This window comes from Actinoplanes sp. NPDC049548, assembly GCF_040676695.1.
Classification (GTDB): Bacteria; Actinomycetota; Actinomycetes; order Mycobacteriales; family Micromonosporaceae; genus Actinoplanes.
The window spans coordinates 41,717-56,514 of sequence record NZ_JBFAPM010000023.1 but is presented as its reverse complement, the minus strand read 5'-3'; the positions used below and the strand labels follow the sequence as shown (position 1 = coordinate 56,514).

Annotated in this window: 16 protein-coding genes and 1 pseudogene; 6 read left to right on the top strand and 11 right to left on the bottom strand. The window is 71.1% G+C overall.

The window, feature by feature from the left end:
• The first annotated feature begins 22 nt into the window (after positions 1-22).
• Positions 23-520 (top strand): hypothetical protein, encoded by a 498-nt coding sequence (locus AB0J80_RS32610; RefSeq protein WP_364712771.1) that lies wholly within the window; start codon positions 23-25, stop codon positions 518-520.
• On the opposite strand, the gene ugpC is transcribed toward AB0J80_RS32610, so the two are convergent.
• The 6 genes from ugpC to AB0J80_RS32580 all read right to left on the bottom strand — a co-directional run bounded on the left by ugpC (position 517) and on the right by AB0J80_RS32580 (position 5,920).
• Positions 517-1,692 carry a sn-glycerol-3-phosphate ABC transporter ATP-binding protein UgpC gene (ugpC, locus tag AB0J80_RS32605; protein ID WP_364712769.1) on the bottom strand — a complete coding sequence of 392 codons (1,176 nt, stop codon included), beginning with the start codon at positions 1,690-1,692 and terminating at the stop codon, positions 517-519. The genes AB0J80_RS32610 and ugpC overlap by 4 nt on opposite strands.
• A gap of 41 nt (positions 1,693-1,733) precedes the next feature.
• Entirely contained in the window at positions 1,734-2,567 is an 834-nt protein-coding gene (locus tag AB0J80_RS32600) for a carbohydrate ABC transporter permease (protein WP_364712766.1), read from the bottom strand.
• Between the two features lie 2 nt (positions 2,568-2,569).
• Positions 2,570-3,481: a sugar ABC transporter permease gene (locus AB0J80_RS32595; protein ID WP_364712989.1), complete on the bottom strand. Its 912-nt coding sequence runs from the start codon at positions 3,479-3,481 to the stop codon at positions 2,570-2,572.
• A 44-nt stretch (positions 3,482-3,525) separates the two neighbouring features.
• On the bottom strand, positions 3,526-4,800 hold the full coding sequence (locus tag AB0J80_RS32590) for an ABC transporter substrate-binding protein (RefSeq protein WP_364712763.1): 1,275 nt from the start codon (positions 4,798-4,800) through the stop codon (positions 3,526-3,528).
• Between the two features lie 156 nt (positions 4,801-4,956).
• The gene (gene smpB, locus AB0J80_RS32585) at positions 4,957-5,472 is read right to left on the bottom strand and encodes an SsrA-binding protein SmpB (RefSeq protein WP_364712987.1); all 516 of its coding nucleotides are present in this window, start codon (positions 5,470-5,472) and stop codon (positions 4,957-4,959) included.
• A 31-nt stretch (positions 5,473-5,503) separates the two neighbouring features.
• Positions 5,504-5,920 carry a hypothetical protein gene (locus AB0J80_RS32580; RefSeq protein ID WP_364712761.1) on the bottom strand — a complete coding sequence of 139 codons (417 nt, stop codon included), beginning with the start codon at positions 5,918-5,920 and terminating at the stop codon, positions 5,504-5,506.
• Positions 5,921-6,069: 149 nt separating this feature from the next.
• On the opposite strand from AB0J80_RS32580, the pseudogene AB0J80_RS32575 reads away from it, so the two are divergent.
• From AB0J80_RS32575 to AB0J80_RS32560, 4 genes and pseudogenes are all read left to right on the top strand, one after another.
• A pseudogene (locus AB0J80_RS32575) lies at positions 6,070-6,372 on the top strand (alcohol dehydrogenase catalytic domain-containing protein); the annotation flags it as partial.
• A gap of 61 nt (positions 6,373-6,433) precedes the next feature.
• Complete coding sequence (locus AB0J80_RS32570) at positions 6,434-7,069, top strand: zinc-binding dehydrogenase (protein ID WP_364712759.1); 636 nt, start codon at positions 6,434-6,436, stop codon at positions 7,067-7,069.
• Positions 7,070-7,078: 9 nt separating this feature from the next.
• Complete coding sequence (locus AB0J80_RS32565; protein WP_364712757.1) at positions 7,079-8,128, top strand: amidohydrolase family protein; 1,050 nt, start codon at positions 7,079-7,081, stop codon at positions 8,126-8,128.
• On the top strand, positions 8,125-8,796 hold the full coding sequence (locus AB0J80_RS32560) for an iron-sulfur cluster assembly protein (RefSeq protein WP_364712985.1): 672 nt from the start codon (positions 8,125-8,127) through the stop codon (positions 8,794-8,796). The genes AB0J80_RS32565 and AB0J80_RS32560 overlap by 4 nt, the downstream gene beginning before the upstream one ends.
• Here AB0J80_RS32560 and AB0J80_RS32555 read toward each other — a convergent pair.
• Complete coding sequence (locus tag AB0J80_RS32555; protein ID WP_364712755.1) at positions 8,772-9,590, bottom strand: IclR family transcriptional regulator; 819 nt, start codon at positions 9,588-9,590, stop codon at positions 8,772-8,774. The two genes, AB0J80_RS32560 and AB0J80_RS32555, sit on opposite strands and share 25 nt — an antisense overlap.
• Before the next feature lie 67 nt (positions 9,591-9,657).
• Between AB0J80_RS32555 and AB0J80_RS32550 the strand changes: the two genes are divergently transcribed.
• A complete protein-coding gene (locus tag AB0J80_RS32550) occupies positions 9,658-9,981 on the top strand; it encodes a putative quinol monooxygenase (protein WP_364712754.1) in 324 nt (107 codons plus the stop codon).
• Positions 9,982-9,992: 11 nt separating this feature from the next.
• On the opposite strand, the gene AB0J80_RS32545 is transcribed toward AB0J80_RS32550, so the two are convergent.
• The 4 genes from AB0J80_RS32545 to AB0J80_RS32530 are packed head-to-tail and all read right to left on the bottom strand — an operon-like array spanning position 9,993 to position 14,671.
• Positions 9,993-10,697: a hypothetical protein gene (locus AB0J80_RS32545; RefSeq protein WP_364712752.1), complete on the bottom strand. Its 705-nt coding sequence runs from the start codon at positions 10,695-10,697 to the stop codon at positions 9,993-9,995.
• A gap of 13 nt (positions 10,698-10,710) precedes the next feature.
• Positions 10,711-12,078, bottom strand: a complete 1,368-nt coding sequence (locus AB0J80_RS32540) for a heterodisulfide reductase-related iron-sulfur binding cluster (protein WP_364712751.1) — start codon at positions 12,076-12,078, stop codon at positions 10,711-10,713.
• The gene (locus tag AB0J80_RS32535) at positions 12,078-13,220 is read right to left on the bottom strand and encodes an FAD-binding protein (RefSeq protein WP_364712750.1); all 1,143 of its coding nucleotides are present in this window, start codon (positions 13,218-13,220) and stop codon (positions 12,078-12,080) included. Before AB0J80_RS32535 ends, AB0J80_RS32540 begins: the two co-directional genes overlap by 1 nt.
• On the bottom strand, positions 13,220-14,671 hold the full coding sequence (locus tag AB0J80_RS32530) for an FAD-linked oxidase C-terminal domain-containing protein (protein ID WP_364712749.1): 1,452 nt from the start codon (positions 14,669-14,671) through the stop codon (positions 13,220-13,222). Before AB0J80_RS32530 ends, AB0J80_RS32535 begins: the two co-directional genes overlap by 1 nt.
• Positions 14,672-14,798: the final 127 nt, after the last annotated feature.

The following is a 14,798-nucleotide window of genomic DNA, read 5'->3' as shown; positions in this document are numbered from 1 at the left end:
GGCAGGCTCTAAGCTTGCGCGGGTGGAGGATCTGGGCGAACGGCTCGCGGCGCTGACGTTCCGGGATCTGACCCAGGAGCAGGTGACCGCGCTGATCATCGACACCGTCGCCGCGTGGGGCACCGGCCAGGGGTGGCGGGTCTACCGGCGGGCGCCCAGCGTGATGCGGCTGCCGCCACCGATGGACCGGCAGCATTCCGTGCTGGACGTGGCTCTCGCGCGGCCCGGCGCGCCGCCGATCGTGGTGGAGGTCGACCACACCGACCGGCGGCGGACGGTCGAGAAGCTGCTGGCCGAGGCGGAGGAGGGCCGGATACCGTTCTGGGTGCGGTGGGGGCCCGGGCGCATCGCGGAGGCGCCCGCGCCGATCCACGTCGTGCCGCTACGGGTCACCCGCCACCAGGGCCGGTATTCGCACCACGACCTGCCGGCACCCGAGCACTCTCCGCCGCCCCTGACCGGTGAGGCGGCGGAGCTGCCGCTGGCCGACGAGGCGGCGGAGCTGCCGCCGGCCGGCTAGTCGGCTGCCACCAGGCTCTTGCCGCTGGCCGGGTCGAACACCTGCATCTTGGCGGTGTCGTACCAGAGCCGGGCGCTGCGCCCGCGCCGCACGTCCGCCGCCGCGTCCAGCCGGGCGGTGATGAGGACGCCCTCGCCGTGCAGGTCGTTGCCGGTGTCCTTGGCCAGGTCGTCGAGGTCGGCCGAGTGGGCCTGGTCGCCCTTCATCGCGAAGTAGGCGTACACGTCCGACCCCATCGCCTCCACGATGTCGATCGGGGCGTCGAACGTCGCACCCGGCTTGTCCCCGACGAGCGACGCGTCCTCGAAGTGCTCGGGGCGGATGCCGATGATGACGTCGCGCCCGTTCGTCTTGGCGTTGTCGAGGGCCTGGCGTACCCGGTCCGGCAGCTGCGCCTCGCCGAGCGCGGTCACCACGGTGCCCTGGCCCTTGAGCTGTCCCGGCAGGAAGTTCATCGACGGGCTGCCGATGAACCCGGCCACGAAGAGGTTCGCCGGGTGGGCGTACAGGTGGGCGGGCGAGCCGACCTGCTGGACGACGCCGCCGCGCATGACCACGACCCGGTCGCCGAGGGTCATCGCCTCGGTCTGGTCGTGCGTGACGTAGAGGGTCGTGGTGCCCAGCGTCTTCTGGATGCGGGAGATCTGGGTGCGCATCTGCACCCGCAGCTTGGCGTCCAGGTTCGACAACGGCTCGTCCATGAGGAACGCCTTGGGCTGGCGGACGATGGCCCGGCCCATGGCCACCCGCTGGCGCTGGCCGCCGGACAGGTTCGACGGCTTGCGGTCCAGGTGCTGCGACAGCTCCAGCATCTCGGCCGCCTCCGCCACCTTCTGGCGGATGGTGGCCTTGTCCATGCCGGCGAGGCGCAGCGGGAAGCCCATGTTCTCGCCGACGGTCATGTGCGGGTAGAGCGCGTACGACTGGAACACCATGGCGATGTCGCGGTCCTTGGGCGCTTTGTCGTTGACGACCTGGCCGTCGATGATGAGCTTGCCGGCGGTGATGTCCTCCAGGCCGGCCACCATGTTGAGCGTGGTTGACTTCCCGCACCCGGACGGGCCCACCAGGATGATGAACTCGCCGTCGGCGATGTCGAGGTTGAAGTCGTCCACGGCCAGGGCGCCGTCGGGGTAGCGCTTCACGACATGGTCCAGAACGATCTCGGCCACTTCAGCTCCTCTGCTGTGTCGAGGTCCGGTGGGTGGGTGGGTCAGCCCTTGACGGCGCCCGAGGTGAGGCCGGCGACGATGCGCCGCTGGAAGACCAGCACGAAGAGCACGATCGGGATGGTGATGACCACGGCGGCGGCCGCGATCGGGCCGGTGGGCTTCTCGAACGTGGTGGCGCCGGTGAAGTAGCTCATGGCGGCCGGCACGGTGCGGGCCCGCGACGTCGAGGTCAGCGACAGGGCGAACAGGAAGTCGTTCCAGCAGGCGATGAAGACCAGGATGGCGGTCGTGAAGACGCCCGGCATCGCCAGCGGGGTGATCACCCGGCGGAACGCCTGGTACGGCGTGGCGCCGTCCATCTTCGCCGCCTTCTCCAGGTCCCAGGGGATCTCGCGGAAGAACGCCGACAACGTGTAGATCGCCAGCGGCAGCGCGAAGGCGATGTACGGGATGATCAGGCCGCCCCAGGTGTCGAAGAGCCCGATCGCCGTCTCGATCTTGAACAGCGGCGTCACCAGCGCGATCTGGGGGAACATCGAGACGAGCAGCGCCGTGGCCACGATGGCCCGCTTGCCGGGGAACTGGAGCCGGGCGATGGCGTACGCGGCCATCGTGCCGAAGACGATGGCGATGAGGGTGGCGATGATGCAGATGCCGATCGAGTTCATCAGCGCCCGGAGGAAGTCCGAGTTCGAGAAGATCGCCGAGTAGCTGTCGTCGGTGGGCTCCGTCGGGAAGTACTTGCCGTCGTTCAGGGTGGCCTCGTCCTTGAGCGACAGGGAGAGGATCCAGGCCACCGGGATGAACGCGTACAGCAGGACGAGGATGTTGACGCCCCACCACATCAGCTTGCGGTTGGTGGTCTCCGGCTGCATGACTACCGCCTCCCTTCGACGTCCGACCCGGGCGCTGCCGTCCCGAAGAACTTGATGAACAGGAAGGCGATGATCCCGGTGGTCACGAAGATCAGCACCGACATCGCCGACCCGATGCCGAGGTTGAGACCCCGGATCAGGTTGCTGTACGCCACCATCGACACCGAGCTGGTCTTGTTGGAGCCGCTGGTCAGCACGAAGATGTTGTCGAACACCCGGAACGCGTCCAGGGTGCGGAACAGCAGCGCGACCAGGATGGCCGGCTTGATCAACGGTACGGTCACCGTCCAGAACCGTTTCCACGAGCTCGCGCCGTCCATCGATGCGGCCTTGAGCAGGTCCTCGGGCACCAGGGCCAGGCCCGCCATCAGCAGCAGGGCCATGAACGGGACGGTCTTCCAGACCTCGGCCAGGATGATGATCCAGAGCGACGGCCAGAACTGGGTGAGCGGCGCCGAGTCCGGCGGCGCGAGCCAGCCGATGCCCTGGGTCCAGGCGAAGCGCCAGGAGAACGCCGCGACCACGGTCACGATCGCGTAGGGCACCAGCGCCGACGTGCGCACCAGTCCGCGTCCCACCAAGGTGCGGTGCATGACGAGCGCGAGACACATGCCGAGCACCAGCTCGAGGGTCGCCCCGACCACGGTGATCAGCATCGTGACGCCGAAGGCGGTCCACCAGATCGGGCTGGACAGGACGGTGACGTAGTTGTCGAACCAGATGAACTTGTTGGCGTCCGGCTGCCGCAGGTCGGCCTTGTTCAGCGAGAGCCAGAACGCGTACAGGATCGGATAGGCGGCCACGGCGAGCATGATCACCACGGCCGGAGCCACCAGCATCAGACCCAGCTTGCGTTCTGCCCGTTTCGCGTCGGTGTAGCGCTGGCGCGCAATCTCGGTGGTGCCGTCGTCCATGCGGTCCTCGGCCGCCTGCGCGGCCGCCGACGTCGGTGTGGCGGTCATGGCACGATCCCCTTGCCGTCGATCGCATCCTGGATGGAGTCCCGTAGCTTGTCGGCCGCCTTCTGCGGGTCGATCTTCTGCGGGGGTGACAACGTCGTCGAGACGAGCGTCGAGATGTTCTGGTAGACCGGCGACACCGGCCGGGGGACGGCTGCCTGCAGTTCGGCCTTCATGACGTCGGCCATCGGGTACGCCTTCTGGAACTCCGGCAGCTGGAACACCGTGGCGAGGGCCGGGACGTCACCGGCGTCGAGGGCGGCGCTCAGGGCGTTCTTCTGGTCGCGCAGGCACATCGCCGCCTCGAACGCCTCCTGCGGGTGCTTGCTGAAGCTGCTGATGGCGTAGTTCATCCCGCCCAGCGTCACCTTCGGCGGGCTCCCGTCCACCGACGGGTACGGCGCGTAGCCGAGGTCGTCGACCAGCTCCGGGTTCGCGTCGCGCATGGCGCTGAGGACGTACGGCCAGTTGAGCGAGAACGCCGAGCGGCCGGCCTGCAGGTCCGCGAACACCTCGGGCTCCTGGGCGTTCGACAGCGACGCACTCGTGACGCCGGAGGTGGAGAGCCGCTTGAGGAGGGTCAGCGCCTGCACGGTCTTGTCGTCGATGGTGGGGGCCGAGCTGTCCTCGTTGACGAGGGTGCCGCCCTCGGCGGTGATCAGGTTGTTGACGTTGACCACGTAGCCCTCGTACTGGGCCGCGGTGAAGCCGATCTCGTACGGCTTGCCCGCGGCCTTGAGCTGCTGGGCCATCGTGATCATCTCGTCGAACGTCTTGGGCGGAGTGGGTACGAGCGACTTGCGGTACCACAGGAGCTGGACGTTGGTCGTCCGCGGGACGCCGTAGAGCTTGTCCTTCCAGGTGGCCGTGTCGATCGGCGGCTGCAGGGTGTCCTTGATGGCCTGCGCCTTCTGGTCGCCGGTCAGTTCCCGGATCCACTTGGCCTCGGCGAACTCGGCCGTCCAGGTGACGTCCATGCCGAGCAGGTCCATGCCGTCGTCGTGGGCGGCGAGCCGCCGGACGAACTGGTCGCGCTGGCCGTCGGCGTCACTGGGCAGCAGGTTGCCTACGATGGTGTACCGGCCCGCCGCCCGCTGGTTGCAGTCATTGATGATCTTGTCGAAGCCGACGCCGCTGGCGCCGCCGTAGAGGTTCACCACCGTGCCCTTGGGGCCGCTGGAGCAGGCCGCGACCGGTGTCACCAGCGCCGCCACGCCGACCAGTGCCACCCATCGTGACGGCCGCCGAGCCGCCCCCGTCCGCCGTGGAATCATCAGCGATCCTCCGTCCGGAGAGACAGTCGCCAAATATGGCGCAGATCACAAAGTCACTCATCGAGACTGTCAGATAACGCAGTGATCCGCGAGACGAGAACCGGCTCGAAAAAGATTTCTCCACGTCGCGCGCCGGTTTTGCGGCGCAAAAACCATTTAGGACCGGGAACGGCCCTTGAGATGGCGGCCGAGGGCGCGGGCGATCTCACGGTTGGCGTCGCGCTCGGCGATCGCCTGCCGTTTGTCGTACTCCTTCTTGCCCCGGGCGAGGGCGAGCTCGACCTTGGCCCAGCCGTCGTTGAAGTAGAGGGACAGCGGCACCAGGGCGATGCCGGGCTCGCGCAGCTTGTCGAGGATGCGCGCGATCTCCACCCGGTGCAGCAGCAGCTTGCGGGTGCGCCGCGGCGCGTGGTTGGTCCAGGATCCGAAGCCGTACTCGGCGATGTGCAGGTTGTAGAGCATGATCTCGCCCTCGTGCTCCTGGGCGAAGGCGTCGGCGATCGACGCGTACCCGGCGCGCAGCGACTTCACCTCGGTGCCCGCGAGCACGATGCCGGCCTCGTACGTCTTGAGGACCGCGTAGTCGTGCCGCGCCTTCTTGTTGGACGCGATGACCCTGCGACCGGTCTCCCTGGGCGTGGCCGTCTCCTCACCTCGGCCCGGACCCGCCAGGCGCCGCACGTGACCTTGCGAGCCTACGTCTCTAGTCCGCCAGCAGACCGACGGCGGGCAGCATCAGGCCCGCGTCGCTCAGGTCGTGCAGCAGCCGGCTGAGCTCGGCGGGACGCAGGCCGGCGTGCCCGGGTGGCGCGGTGGCCGGTACGCCCAGCGCCCGCGCCGCCTGCACGGCCAGGTCGGTGATGGCGGCCTCGAGCGCCCGCAGCCGCACGTGGCGCAGGCCGGGTCCGGTGCCGGCGCGCAGCGCGTCGTGCTGGTGCAGCAGCCGCCTCAAATCCGTGGCCAGCTGCTCGATCGGCGCGGACCGGGACTGCAGCTCGTCGGTCCGCCGGGTCCTCTCCCACACGGCCCGGGCGAGGCGCGAGGCATAGATCGCCGCGCCCACGGCGAGGGTGGGCGACAACATGATCAGCGTGATCTGCGCGGCTCTGGCGAGGTCCATGGCAGGCATTCCAGCGGGCTTGCTCGTAGCCTCCGCGCACCGGTAGGCGGTGTCAACACGGCGTTGTCAGCATCTGAACGGCACCTTGCCGAAGGCATCCGGCCCGGGTCCAGAGTGCGGGGAGACGCCGGACCGAGGAGCTGAGGCCGATGAAAGCCGTCCGAGTGCACGCCTACGGCAAACGCCCGTCGCTCGACGAGGTGCCCGAGCCCGCGGTCGCCGGGCCGCTCGACGTGCTCGTCGAGGTCGGCGCCGCCGGGCTGTGCCGCACCGACCTGCACATCGTCGAGGGGCAGTGGGCGCAGAAGTCGGGGGTGGCGCTGCCGTACACGATCGGGCACGAGAACGCGGGCTGGGTGCGCGAGGTGGGCAGCGCCGTCACCAACGTCGCTCCCGGCGATGCGGTCATCCTGCATCCACTGGCGACCTGCGGGCTGTGCCGGCCGTGCCGGTCCGGCGACGACGTGCACTGCGAGAACTCGCGCTTCCCCGGCATCGACTCCGACGGGGGGGATGGCGGAGCTGCTGCTGACCAACGCCCGCGCCTGCGTGAAGCTCGCCGAGGGGCTGGAACCCGCCGACGTCGCCGCGCTCGCCGACGCGGGGCTGACGGCGTACCACGCGGTGCGCAAGGCGGTGCCGTTGCTGCACCCGGGCACGACCTGCGTGGTGATCGGCGCCGGCGGGCTGGGGCACATCGGCGTCCAGTGCCTGCTCGCCATGACCGCGACCCGGGTGATCGTGGTCGACCCGAGCGAGGGCGCCCGGCGGCTCGCCCGGGACCTGGGCGCGCACGAGGTCGTCGAGGCCGCGGACGGGCTCACCGACACCGCCCACGTGGTCCTCGACTTCGTGGGGGAGCAGGGCGCCGAACGTACCGGCCTGGCGGTCACGCGGCGGGCCGGCAGCTACTTCGTCATCGGGTACGGCGGCAGCGTCGACATCCCCACCATCGACCTGATCTCCACCGAGCGCAACATCATCGGCAACCTCGTGGGCTCGTACACCGACCTCGACGAGCTGATGATCCTCGCCGCCGCGGGCAAGGTACGCCTGCACACGCGCACGTACCCGCTGGCGGCGGTCAACGAAGCCATGGACGACCTGGAGGCCGGCCGGCTCCAGGGCCGCGGGATCCTCGTGCCGTAGGAGGCGTACGTGTACAGCAAGGACGGCCAGAGCTACTACATCGTCGACGGCCACACCCACTTCTGGGACGGCAGCCCCGCCAACCAGATCAACCGGTACGGCGAGGGCTTCATCAAGTGCTTCTACGACTACCACAGCAACCTCTCGCCGGAGGAGTACCGGTGGTCGCTCGAGGAGTTCGAGCGCTACCCCGAGGAGCGGATGATCCACGACCTGTTCGAGGTGGGCTACGACGACGTGGCGATCCTGCAGTCGACGTACCTGACGGACTGGTACGTCAACGGCTTCAACACCACCGAGCAGAACGGGGAGATGGCCGAGCGCCACCCGGGCCGGTTCATCGTCAACGGCCGCTTCGACCCGCGCGACGGCGAGGCCGGCCTGGAGAAGCTCGAGCGCCTGCACGAGCGCTGGCACCTCAAGGGCGTCAAGGTCTACACCGCCGAGTGGAAGGGCGACTCGAAGGGCTGGAAACTGTCCGACCCGTGGGCGTACCGGTATCTGGAGAAGTGCCTGGAGCTGGGAATCCGCAACATCCACGTGCACAAGGGGCCGACGGTCTACCCGATGAACCGCGACGCCTTCGACGTGGCGGACGTGGACGACGCGGCGACGGCGTTCCCCGGCCTGCGCTTCATCGTCGAGCACGTCGGCCTGCCGCGGCTCGAGGACTTCTGCTGGATCGCCACCCAGGAGCCCAACGTGTACGGCGGCCTCGCGGTGGCGATGCCGTTCATCCACAGCCGGCCGCGCTACTTCGCCCAGATCATCGGCGAGCTGCTGTACTGGCTCGACGAGAACCGCATCCTGTTCGGCAGCGACTACGCGATCTGGCAGCCCAAGTGGCTGGTCGAGAAGTTCGTCGACTTCCAGATCCCCGAGGACCTGCAGGGCGAGTACGGCGTGCTGACCACCGACGTCAAGAAGAAGATCCTGGGCCTCAACGCCGCGGCCCTCTACGACCTCGACGTCAAGCCGGAGTTCCAGGTCAGCGCCGCCCCGCAGGACAGCGGCCCGGCCGTCGGCGCCGCCCCCGAACCTCTGGCGTCCAGCGCATGAACGCGTCCGCGGTGCAGGCAGCCCTGGCCACGGTGCGGGATCCGGAGCTGGACCGCCCGATCACCGAGCTGGGCTTCGTGGCGGCGATCGAGATCACGACCGATCGGGTACGCGTGGAGCTGCGGCTGCCCACGTACTTCTGCGCCCCGAACTTCGCCTGGCTCATGGTGGCCGATGCGCGGGACGCGGTCGCCGCGGTACCGGGCGTGCGGGTCGCCGAGGTGGTGCTGCTCGAGCACTTCGTGGCGGCGGAGATCAACGCGGGCGTCGCTGCGGCCGGCGACTTCGCCGCCTCGTTCCGCAGCGACGGCCTCGATCCAGCCCTCGCCGAGCTGCGCCTGACGTTCGAGCGCAAGGCCCACACAGCCGCGCAGGAGCGGCTGGCCCGGGCCCTCGCGGCGGCCGGAGCCGAGGACCTGGGCGGGCTTGCGATGGAGGAGGCCCTGCGGATCGCGCCGTCACCGGCCGCCGCGGTCGGCCGCCGCCGGGCAGCCCTGGGGATCACCAGCACCTACGCCCTGTGCGACGACGCCGGGCAGCCGTTCCCGGCCGAGCGGCTGCCCGGCTGGCTGCGGCTCGCCCGGACCGTACGCGTCAGCATCGACGGCAATGCCGTGTTCTGCCGCGGCCTGCTGGAGACGCGCTACGGCCTGGCACGGTCCGCCTGACACCGGCCGGTCCGGACGGCCGTGGTGAGCGCCACCGCCCTGGTCGCCCGGACCGCGCCGATGCGCACCGCGCGCTCGGCCGCCCAGCGGTGGTCGCGCAGGTCCCGGGTGGGCAGGGAGATCGCCACCGCGCCGACGAACCGGCCGGTCGCGTCGGTGACCGGCGCCGCCATGCAGGAGAGGTCGGCCTGGAACTCGTCGACCTCGACGGCGAGCCCGGTGGCGCGGATCTGGTCCAGCTGGCGGCGCAGCATCCGCCGGTCGGTGACGGTGGCGGCGGTGACCCGCGGCGTACCCGTAGCGTCGAGCACGTCGTCGGCCGCGCCGGGCTCGAGCATCGCGAGCATGAGCTTGCCGAAGGCGGTGGCGTGCGGAGCATGGTGAAAGCCGACGTCCAGCGGCCGGATGCGGGGATGCTCCGGGCACTCGGCGACGTGCGCCACGATCATCTCGGTGTCGCGCAGCATCGCGTAGTACGCCGCCGCGCGGGCCTGGCGATGCGTGACGGCCGCGACCCGCCGGATCTCCGGCGGCACCGCGATCTGCCGGTGCAGCCCGCGGGCGAGGTCGTCCACCCGGTGACCGAGCGCGTACGCCTTCTCGTCGGCAAGATGGACGAGGTAACCGCCGTTCACCAGGGTGCTGAGCAGATGGTAGGTGGTCGGAAGGGTGAGGCCGAGGGCCCGGGAGATCTCCCGGGCGGGCAGCGGGCCGGGTGCCGCGGCGACGTGGTCGAGCACGCGCAGGGCCCGCGTGACGGACTGCAGCAGACCGGTGTGGGGGTGGCCGCTCATCGGCCCAGCATCGGCCGCCGCGCGGGCGGGGAGAAGCATTGCACCGGATTGCACGGAAGGATGAGAAATGATCTTCATTACGGCGAAGTTCGCGATCAAGCCCGAGTCCGCGGAGCGGTGGCCGGAGATCGCCGGCCCGTTCACCCGGGCCACCCGGGCCGAACCGGGATGCCTATGGTTCGACTGGTCGCGCAGCCTCGACGACCCGAACGAGTACGTCCTGGTCGAGGCCTTCCGCGACGGCGACGCGGGCGCCGCGCACGTCGGCTCGGACCATTTCAAGCAGGCGCAGCAGGACCTGCCGCCGCACCTGCGGTCCACCCCGCGCATCATCAGCCAGACCGTGGACCAGGACGACTGGTCCGAGCTGGGCGAGCTCGCCGTCGAGTGACGGTCCATCCGTCACAGCGAAGCGAGGATCGCTGAGAGCGTCTCCTCGCTGTCGGTGACCTCGATCGCGGCAACCAGCGCCAGATGCAGGTCGGTGCTCGACAGCCAGCCGAGGACCTGCCGGGCCTGGCCGTCCCGGTCCCGCCAGAAGGCGTTGGTGAGCCTTCGCCCGGTACGGTCCGACCGGCAGCCGTCCTCGAGCAAGGACCGCAGCTGCGCCGCCGCCGGTCGGCTGAGGGTCGACGTCCACGCGGTGAGGTACGGCTCGAGGTCGACCTCGGCGTTCCCGATGGCGCAGAGGACGGCGTCGACGTCCTCCGCCTCCGGCTCACTGGTCAGGGCGTGGTTCCAGAGAGCGGTGAGGAAGTCCCGGACCGCGTTGCGCTGATCGTCGGGCCACCCGTCCCACCGGGCGAAGCGGAGCCTGCCGACGACCGACTCCAGGTCCGGCCAGCTGAAGCCCTCGCCGCAGGCGATCTCCAGCAGGCGTGGCAGGAAGTGGCGGAAGTCGTCGACACCGCCGACGGTGAACATGACGTTCGCGGCGTAGGGCCGCAGCGCGTCCGCCGGCAGCTGGCGTAGCGGGACGTCTGCGAGCAGAGCCCGTTCCTCCTCGACGGTGAAGCAGCAGTCGCAGTAGTCCACGGCAGTCGGCCGAGGCACCGGGGCGAACGTGGCGTACAGGGAGTCGATCGTCGCGGCCAGGGGTTCACTCACGCCCACACGCTAGTCAGGAGCGGCGGGCCAGCAGCTGATCGGTGCCCAGGTTGCGGATCGAGGCGTCCAGCACCGCGGCCGTGTGGGCCAGGGCGATGTCCCCGCCGAGGCGCCGCACGGATGCCGCCACCTGCATCAGGCAGCCCGGGTTGGCCGTGACGAGCAGCTCGGCGCCCGTGTCGAGGACCGTCCGGGCCTTGCGGGCGCCCAGCTCGGCCGCGGGCTCCGGGTTGAGGACGTTCCAGATGCCGGCCGAGCCGCAGCAGATCTCCGGGTCGGCGATCTCCTTCACGGTCAGCCCGGGAATGCCCGCCAGCAGCGCGCGGGGCTGCGCGCGGACCCCCTGGGCGTGCCCGAGGTGGCACGCGTCGTGGTAAGCGACGGTCAGCGGCAAGGGGTGCCGCTTCGCCGCCGGGCCGAGCTCGACCAGGATCTCCGACAGGTCGCGGACCTTCGCGGCGAAGGCGGCGGCGCGGTCGGCGTACGCGGGGTCGTCGCGCAGCAGGTCCGCGTACTCCTTCATCGAAGAGCCGCAGCCGGCCGCGTTGACCACGACGTGGTCGACGCCCGCGCGGTCGAAGGTGTCGATGAGCCGCCGGGCGAAGCGCTGCGCCTCCGCCTCGCGTCCGTTGTGGACGCTGAGCGCGCCGCAGCACCCCTGCGCCGGCGGGACCACGACGTCGCACCCCTCCGCGGCGAGGATCCGGATCGTCGCGGAGTTGACGTCGGGGAAGAACGCGCTCTGCACGCAGCCGGTCAGCACGCCGACGACCGCCCGCCGGGAGCCGGCCGCGGGGACGAGCCGGGGCGGCCGGGGGACCGCGCTCAGCCGCGGGGCCAGCGACTCGAGCGTGGCCAGCGTCGGCCCGAGCCGGGTCAGCAGCGCGCTGCGCGCCACGAGCTGCTGCAGACCGCTAGCCTGGTACGCCCGCAGCGGCCCGCGCAGCAACCGCAACCGCCGCGGGTACGGGAACAGGGCGAAGATGGCCGCCCGCAGGGCCCGTTGCCGCGGTGGCCGCTCGAAGCGCCGCTCGACCTGGGCCCGGGTGTCCTCGATGAGCCGGTCGTAGCGGACGCCCGACGGGCAGGCCGTCACGCACGCCATGCAGCCGAGGCAGCGGTCGTAGTGCTGGACCATCGAGTCGCTCATCGGCTCGCCGTCCAGCCCCGTCTTCATCAGGTAGATCCGGCCCCGGGGCGAGTCCATCTCCTCGCCCCACAGCGCGTACGTGGGGCACGTGGTGAGGCAGAAGCCGCAGTGCACGCAGTCGCTGATCAGGTCGGTGCGGGGCGGGCGGTGCTCGTCGAACGCCGGTGTGCCGGCGACCGGGCCGAGCACGTCGCGCGGGGCGTCGTGCGTACCCCAGGTGGCGTCGACCATCAGATGCCTCCCACGAAGCGGCCGGGCGCGAAGCGGTGCTGCGGATCGAAGCGGTCCTTGACGCGGCGCATGAGCTCCAGGCCGGGCACCGGTCCCCACATGTCCACGGCCCGCCGGACCTCGCCGGGTGCGGTCAGCACGACCGCGTGCCCGCCGGCGCGGACGGCCGTGGCCCGCAACCGCTCGACCGCGCCGCCCACGTCCCCGGTGACGTGCGCGTAGAGGACGCCGGTGCCCGCCGAGCCGCGGACGGTGGTGCCGGGCGGGGTGTCGAGCAGGTCGGGGACCCGGGACAGGCGCGCGGTGAGCTTCATTCCCACGCCGTCCGGCGGCCATGGGTAGGTGCCCCACCAGGGCGGGAGGTCACCCGTCGTGCCGCCGAGCACCTTCTCCAGGCGGGCCGCCCGCTCCCGGACCCCCTCGGCCGTCCCCTCGAGCAGCACCGCGAGGCTGACCGGTCCGGATTCCGTCCGGTCGACCTCCACCGCGGACGGTACGACCTGCTCGGCGCGGACCGCCGCCAGCAGCCGGCCCACCTCGGCCGGCTCCGCCTCGCACAGCGCCACGGCCCGCGCCGGGGGCACCGGGTGCAGGCGGAAGGCGCATTCGGTGATCAGCCCGAGGGTGCCGTACGAGCCGGTGAAGAGCTTGCCCAGGTCGTACCCGGCGACGTTCTTCACGACCTTGCCGCCCGAGCGGGTGACCGTGCCGTCGGTCCGGACCACCGTCATGCCGATGACCAGGTCGCGCGCGGTGCCGTAGAGCAGTCGGCGCGGGCCGCTGGTGTTCGCGGCGAGCGCTCCTCCGACGGTGGCGCCGGGCAGCGGCGACTCGAGGGCCAGCTGCTGGGTGCCGAAGTCCAGCTCGGACAGCCGGGTGCCGGCGCGGACGACCGTGATGAGGTCGCCGGCCGCGTGCTCGACGACGCCGGTGAGCCGGTGCGTGTCGAGGATCAGGTCGAGCCGGCGCGGCGGGAGGCCCCAGTGCAGCTTGGTGCCGCCGCCGCGGACCACCACGGCCAGTTCGTCGGCCGCGGCAGCGCGCAGAGCCTCGGCCGCCTCCTCGGTGGAGGCGGGCGCGGCGAGGTAGCGCGCCGGGACGCCGCCGACGTGGTCGTCGCTGCCGGCCTTGCTCCAGCGCATCAGAAGATCTCCGCGGGGGCTGGAGCGTCGGTGGCGGAATGCTGCCGGGGAACCTCGCCGCAGAGCCGCGGGGTGGGGAACACCTTGCCGGGGTTGGCCAGCCCGGCCGGGTCGAACGCGCAGCGCAGCAGGTGCATGGTCTCCAGGTCGTCGCCGGTGAACATGCGGGGCATGTACTTGGCCTTGTCCATCCCTACGCCGTGCTCGCCGGTGATCGAGCCGCCGTACTCGATGCAGAGGTCGATGATCGCGCCGGAGACCGTCTCCGCGCGCTCGGCCTCGCCCTCGGTGGCGGCGTCGAACAGCACGAGCGGGTGCAGGTTGCCGTCGCCGGCGTGGAAGACGTTGGCCACGCGGACACCGTGCGCCGCGGCCACCTCGCCGATGCGGTGCAGCACCTCGGGCAGCGCGGTCCGCGGGATCACGCCGTCCTGCACGATGTAGTCGGGGCTGATCCGGCCGACCGCGGCGAACGCCGACTTGCGGCCCTTCCAGAACAGCGCCCGCTCGGCCTCGTCGGCGGCGATCCGCAGCTCGAACGCGCCGTTCCGCTCGCACAGCTCCCGCACCTCGCCGAACTGGGCGGCGACCTCGGCGGCGGGCCCGTCCAGCTCGACGATGAGCACCGCGCCGGCGCCCGCGGGATATCCGCACGCCACGGCCGCCTCGGCGGCCTCGATGGCGAGCGCGTCCATCATCTCGATCGCCGCCGGGACGACCCCGGCGGCGATGATGGCCGAGGTGGCGGCGCCGGCCTCGTCGGTGGTCGCGAAGGCGGCGAGCAGCGTACGCACGGACTCCGGCAGCCGCGTCAGGCGTACGGTGACGCGCGTGGCGATGCCGAGCGTGCCCTCGGAGCCGACGAAGGCGCCGAGCAGGTCGTAGCCCGGGGTGTCGGGAGCCGCCCCGCCCAGCTCGACGAGGGCGCCGTCCGGGGTGACGATCTGCGCGCCGAGCACGTGGTTGGTGGTGAACCCGTACTTGAGGCAGTGCGCGCCGCCGGAGTTCTCCGCGACGTTGCCTCCGATCGAGCAGATCTGCTGGCTGGACGGATCGGGAGCGTAGTAGTAGCCGTGCGGGGTGGCGGCCTTGGTGACCTGCAGGTTGATCACGCCGGGCTCGACGACGGCGCGTTCGTCGGCGGGCGCGATCTCGACGATCTCCCGCATCCGCGAGGTCACCACCAGCACGCCCTCGGCGTGCGGCAGGGCTCCGCCGGACAGCCCGGTGCCCGACCCGCGGGCGACGAACGGCACCCCGAGCGCGGTGCAGGCCCGCACGGTGAGGGCGCACTCCTCGGCGTCGCGGGGCAGGACGACCAGCCCCGGGGTGACCTTGTAGTGGGCCAGGCCGTCGCACTCGTACGTCCGCAGCTCCTGGCGGTCGTCGACGATCCGGTCGGCACCCAGCGCGGCCCGCAGCGTGGCGGCCAGCTCCTGCAGCGGAGTCATCGGCGACCTCCCTGAACGCCAACTTAGCGGTGCCGTCGCCGGGAGTCGAGCCTCATTGATCTCCGTCATTGTTGCAACAGAATCGTCATCTATGGCCGTCTATGCTCCCGTAAGGTCTCGATCGTCT

Coding starts and splice junctions, on each gene's coding strand:
- AB0J80_RS32535 (WP_364712750.1), bottom strand. CDS start 13,220: ATGCGCTGGAGCAAGGCCGGCAGCGACGACCACGTCGGCGGCGTCCCG.
- AB0J80_RS32600 (WP_364712766.1), bottom strand. CDS start 2,567: ATGCAGCCGGAGACCACCAACCGCAAGCTGATGTGGTGGGGCGTCAAC.
- AB0J80_RS32590 (WP_364712763.1), bottom strand. CDS start 4,800: ATGATTCCACGGCGGACGGGGGCGGCTCGGCGGCCGTCACGATGGGTG.
- AB0J80_RS32570 (WP_364712759.1), top strand. CDS start 6,434: ATGGCGGAGCTGCTGCTGACCAACGCCCGCGCCTGCGTGAAGCTCGCC.
- AB0J80_RS32540 (WP_364712751.1), bottom strand. CDS start 12,078: ATGGTCGACGCCACCTGGGGTACGCACGACGCCCCGCGCGACGTGCTC.
- AB0J80_RS32580 (WP_364712761.1), bottom strand. CDS start 5,920: ATGGACCTCGCCAGAGCCGCGCAGATCACGCTGATCATGTTGTCGCCC.
- AB0J80_RS32595 (WP_364712989.1), bottom strand. CDS start 3,481: ATGGACGACGGCACCACCGAGATTGCGCGCCAGCGCTACACCGACGCG.
- AB0J80_RS32560 (WP_364712985.1), top strand. CDS start 8,125: ATGAACGCGTCCGCGGTGCAGGCAGCCCTGGCCACGGTGCGGGATCCG.
- AB0J80_RS32530 (WP_364712749.1), bottom strand. CDS start 14,671: ATGACTCCGCTGCAGGAGCTGGCCGCCACGCTGCGGGCCGCGCTGGGT.
- AB0J80_RS32550 (WP_364712754.1), top strand. CDS start 9,658: ATGATCTTCATTACGGCGAAGTTCGCGATCAAGCCCGAGTCCGCGGAG.
- AB0J80_RS32555 (WP_364712755.1), bottom strand. CDS start 9,590: ATGAGCGGCCACCCCCACACCGGTCTGCTGCAGTCCGTCACGCGGGCC.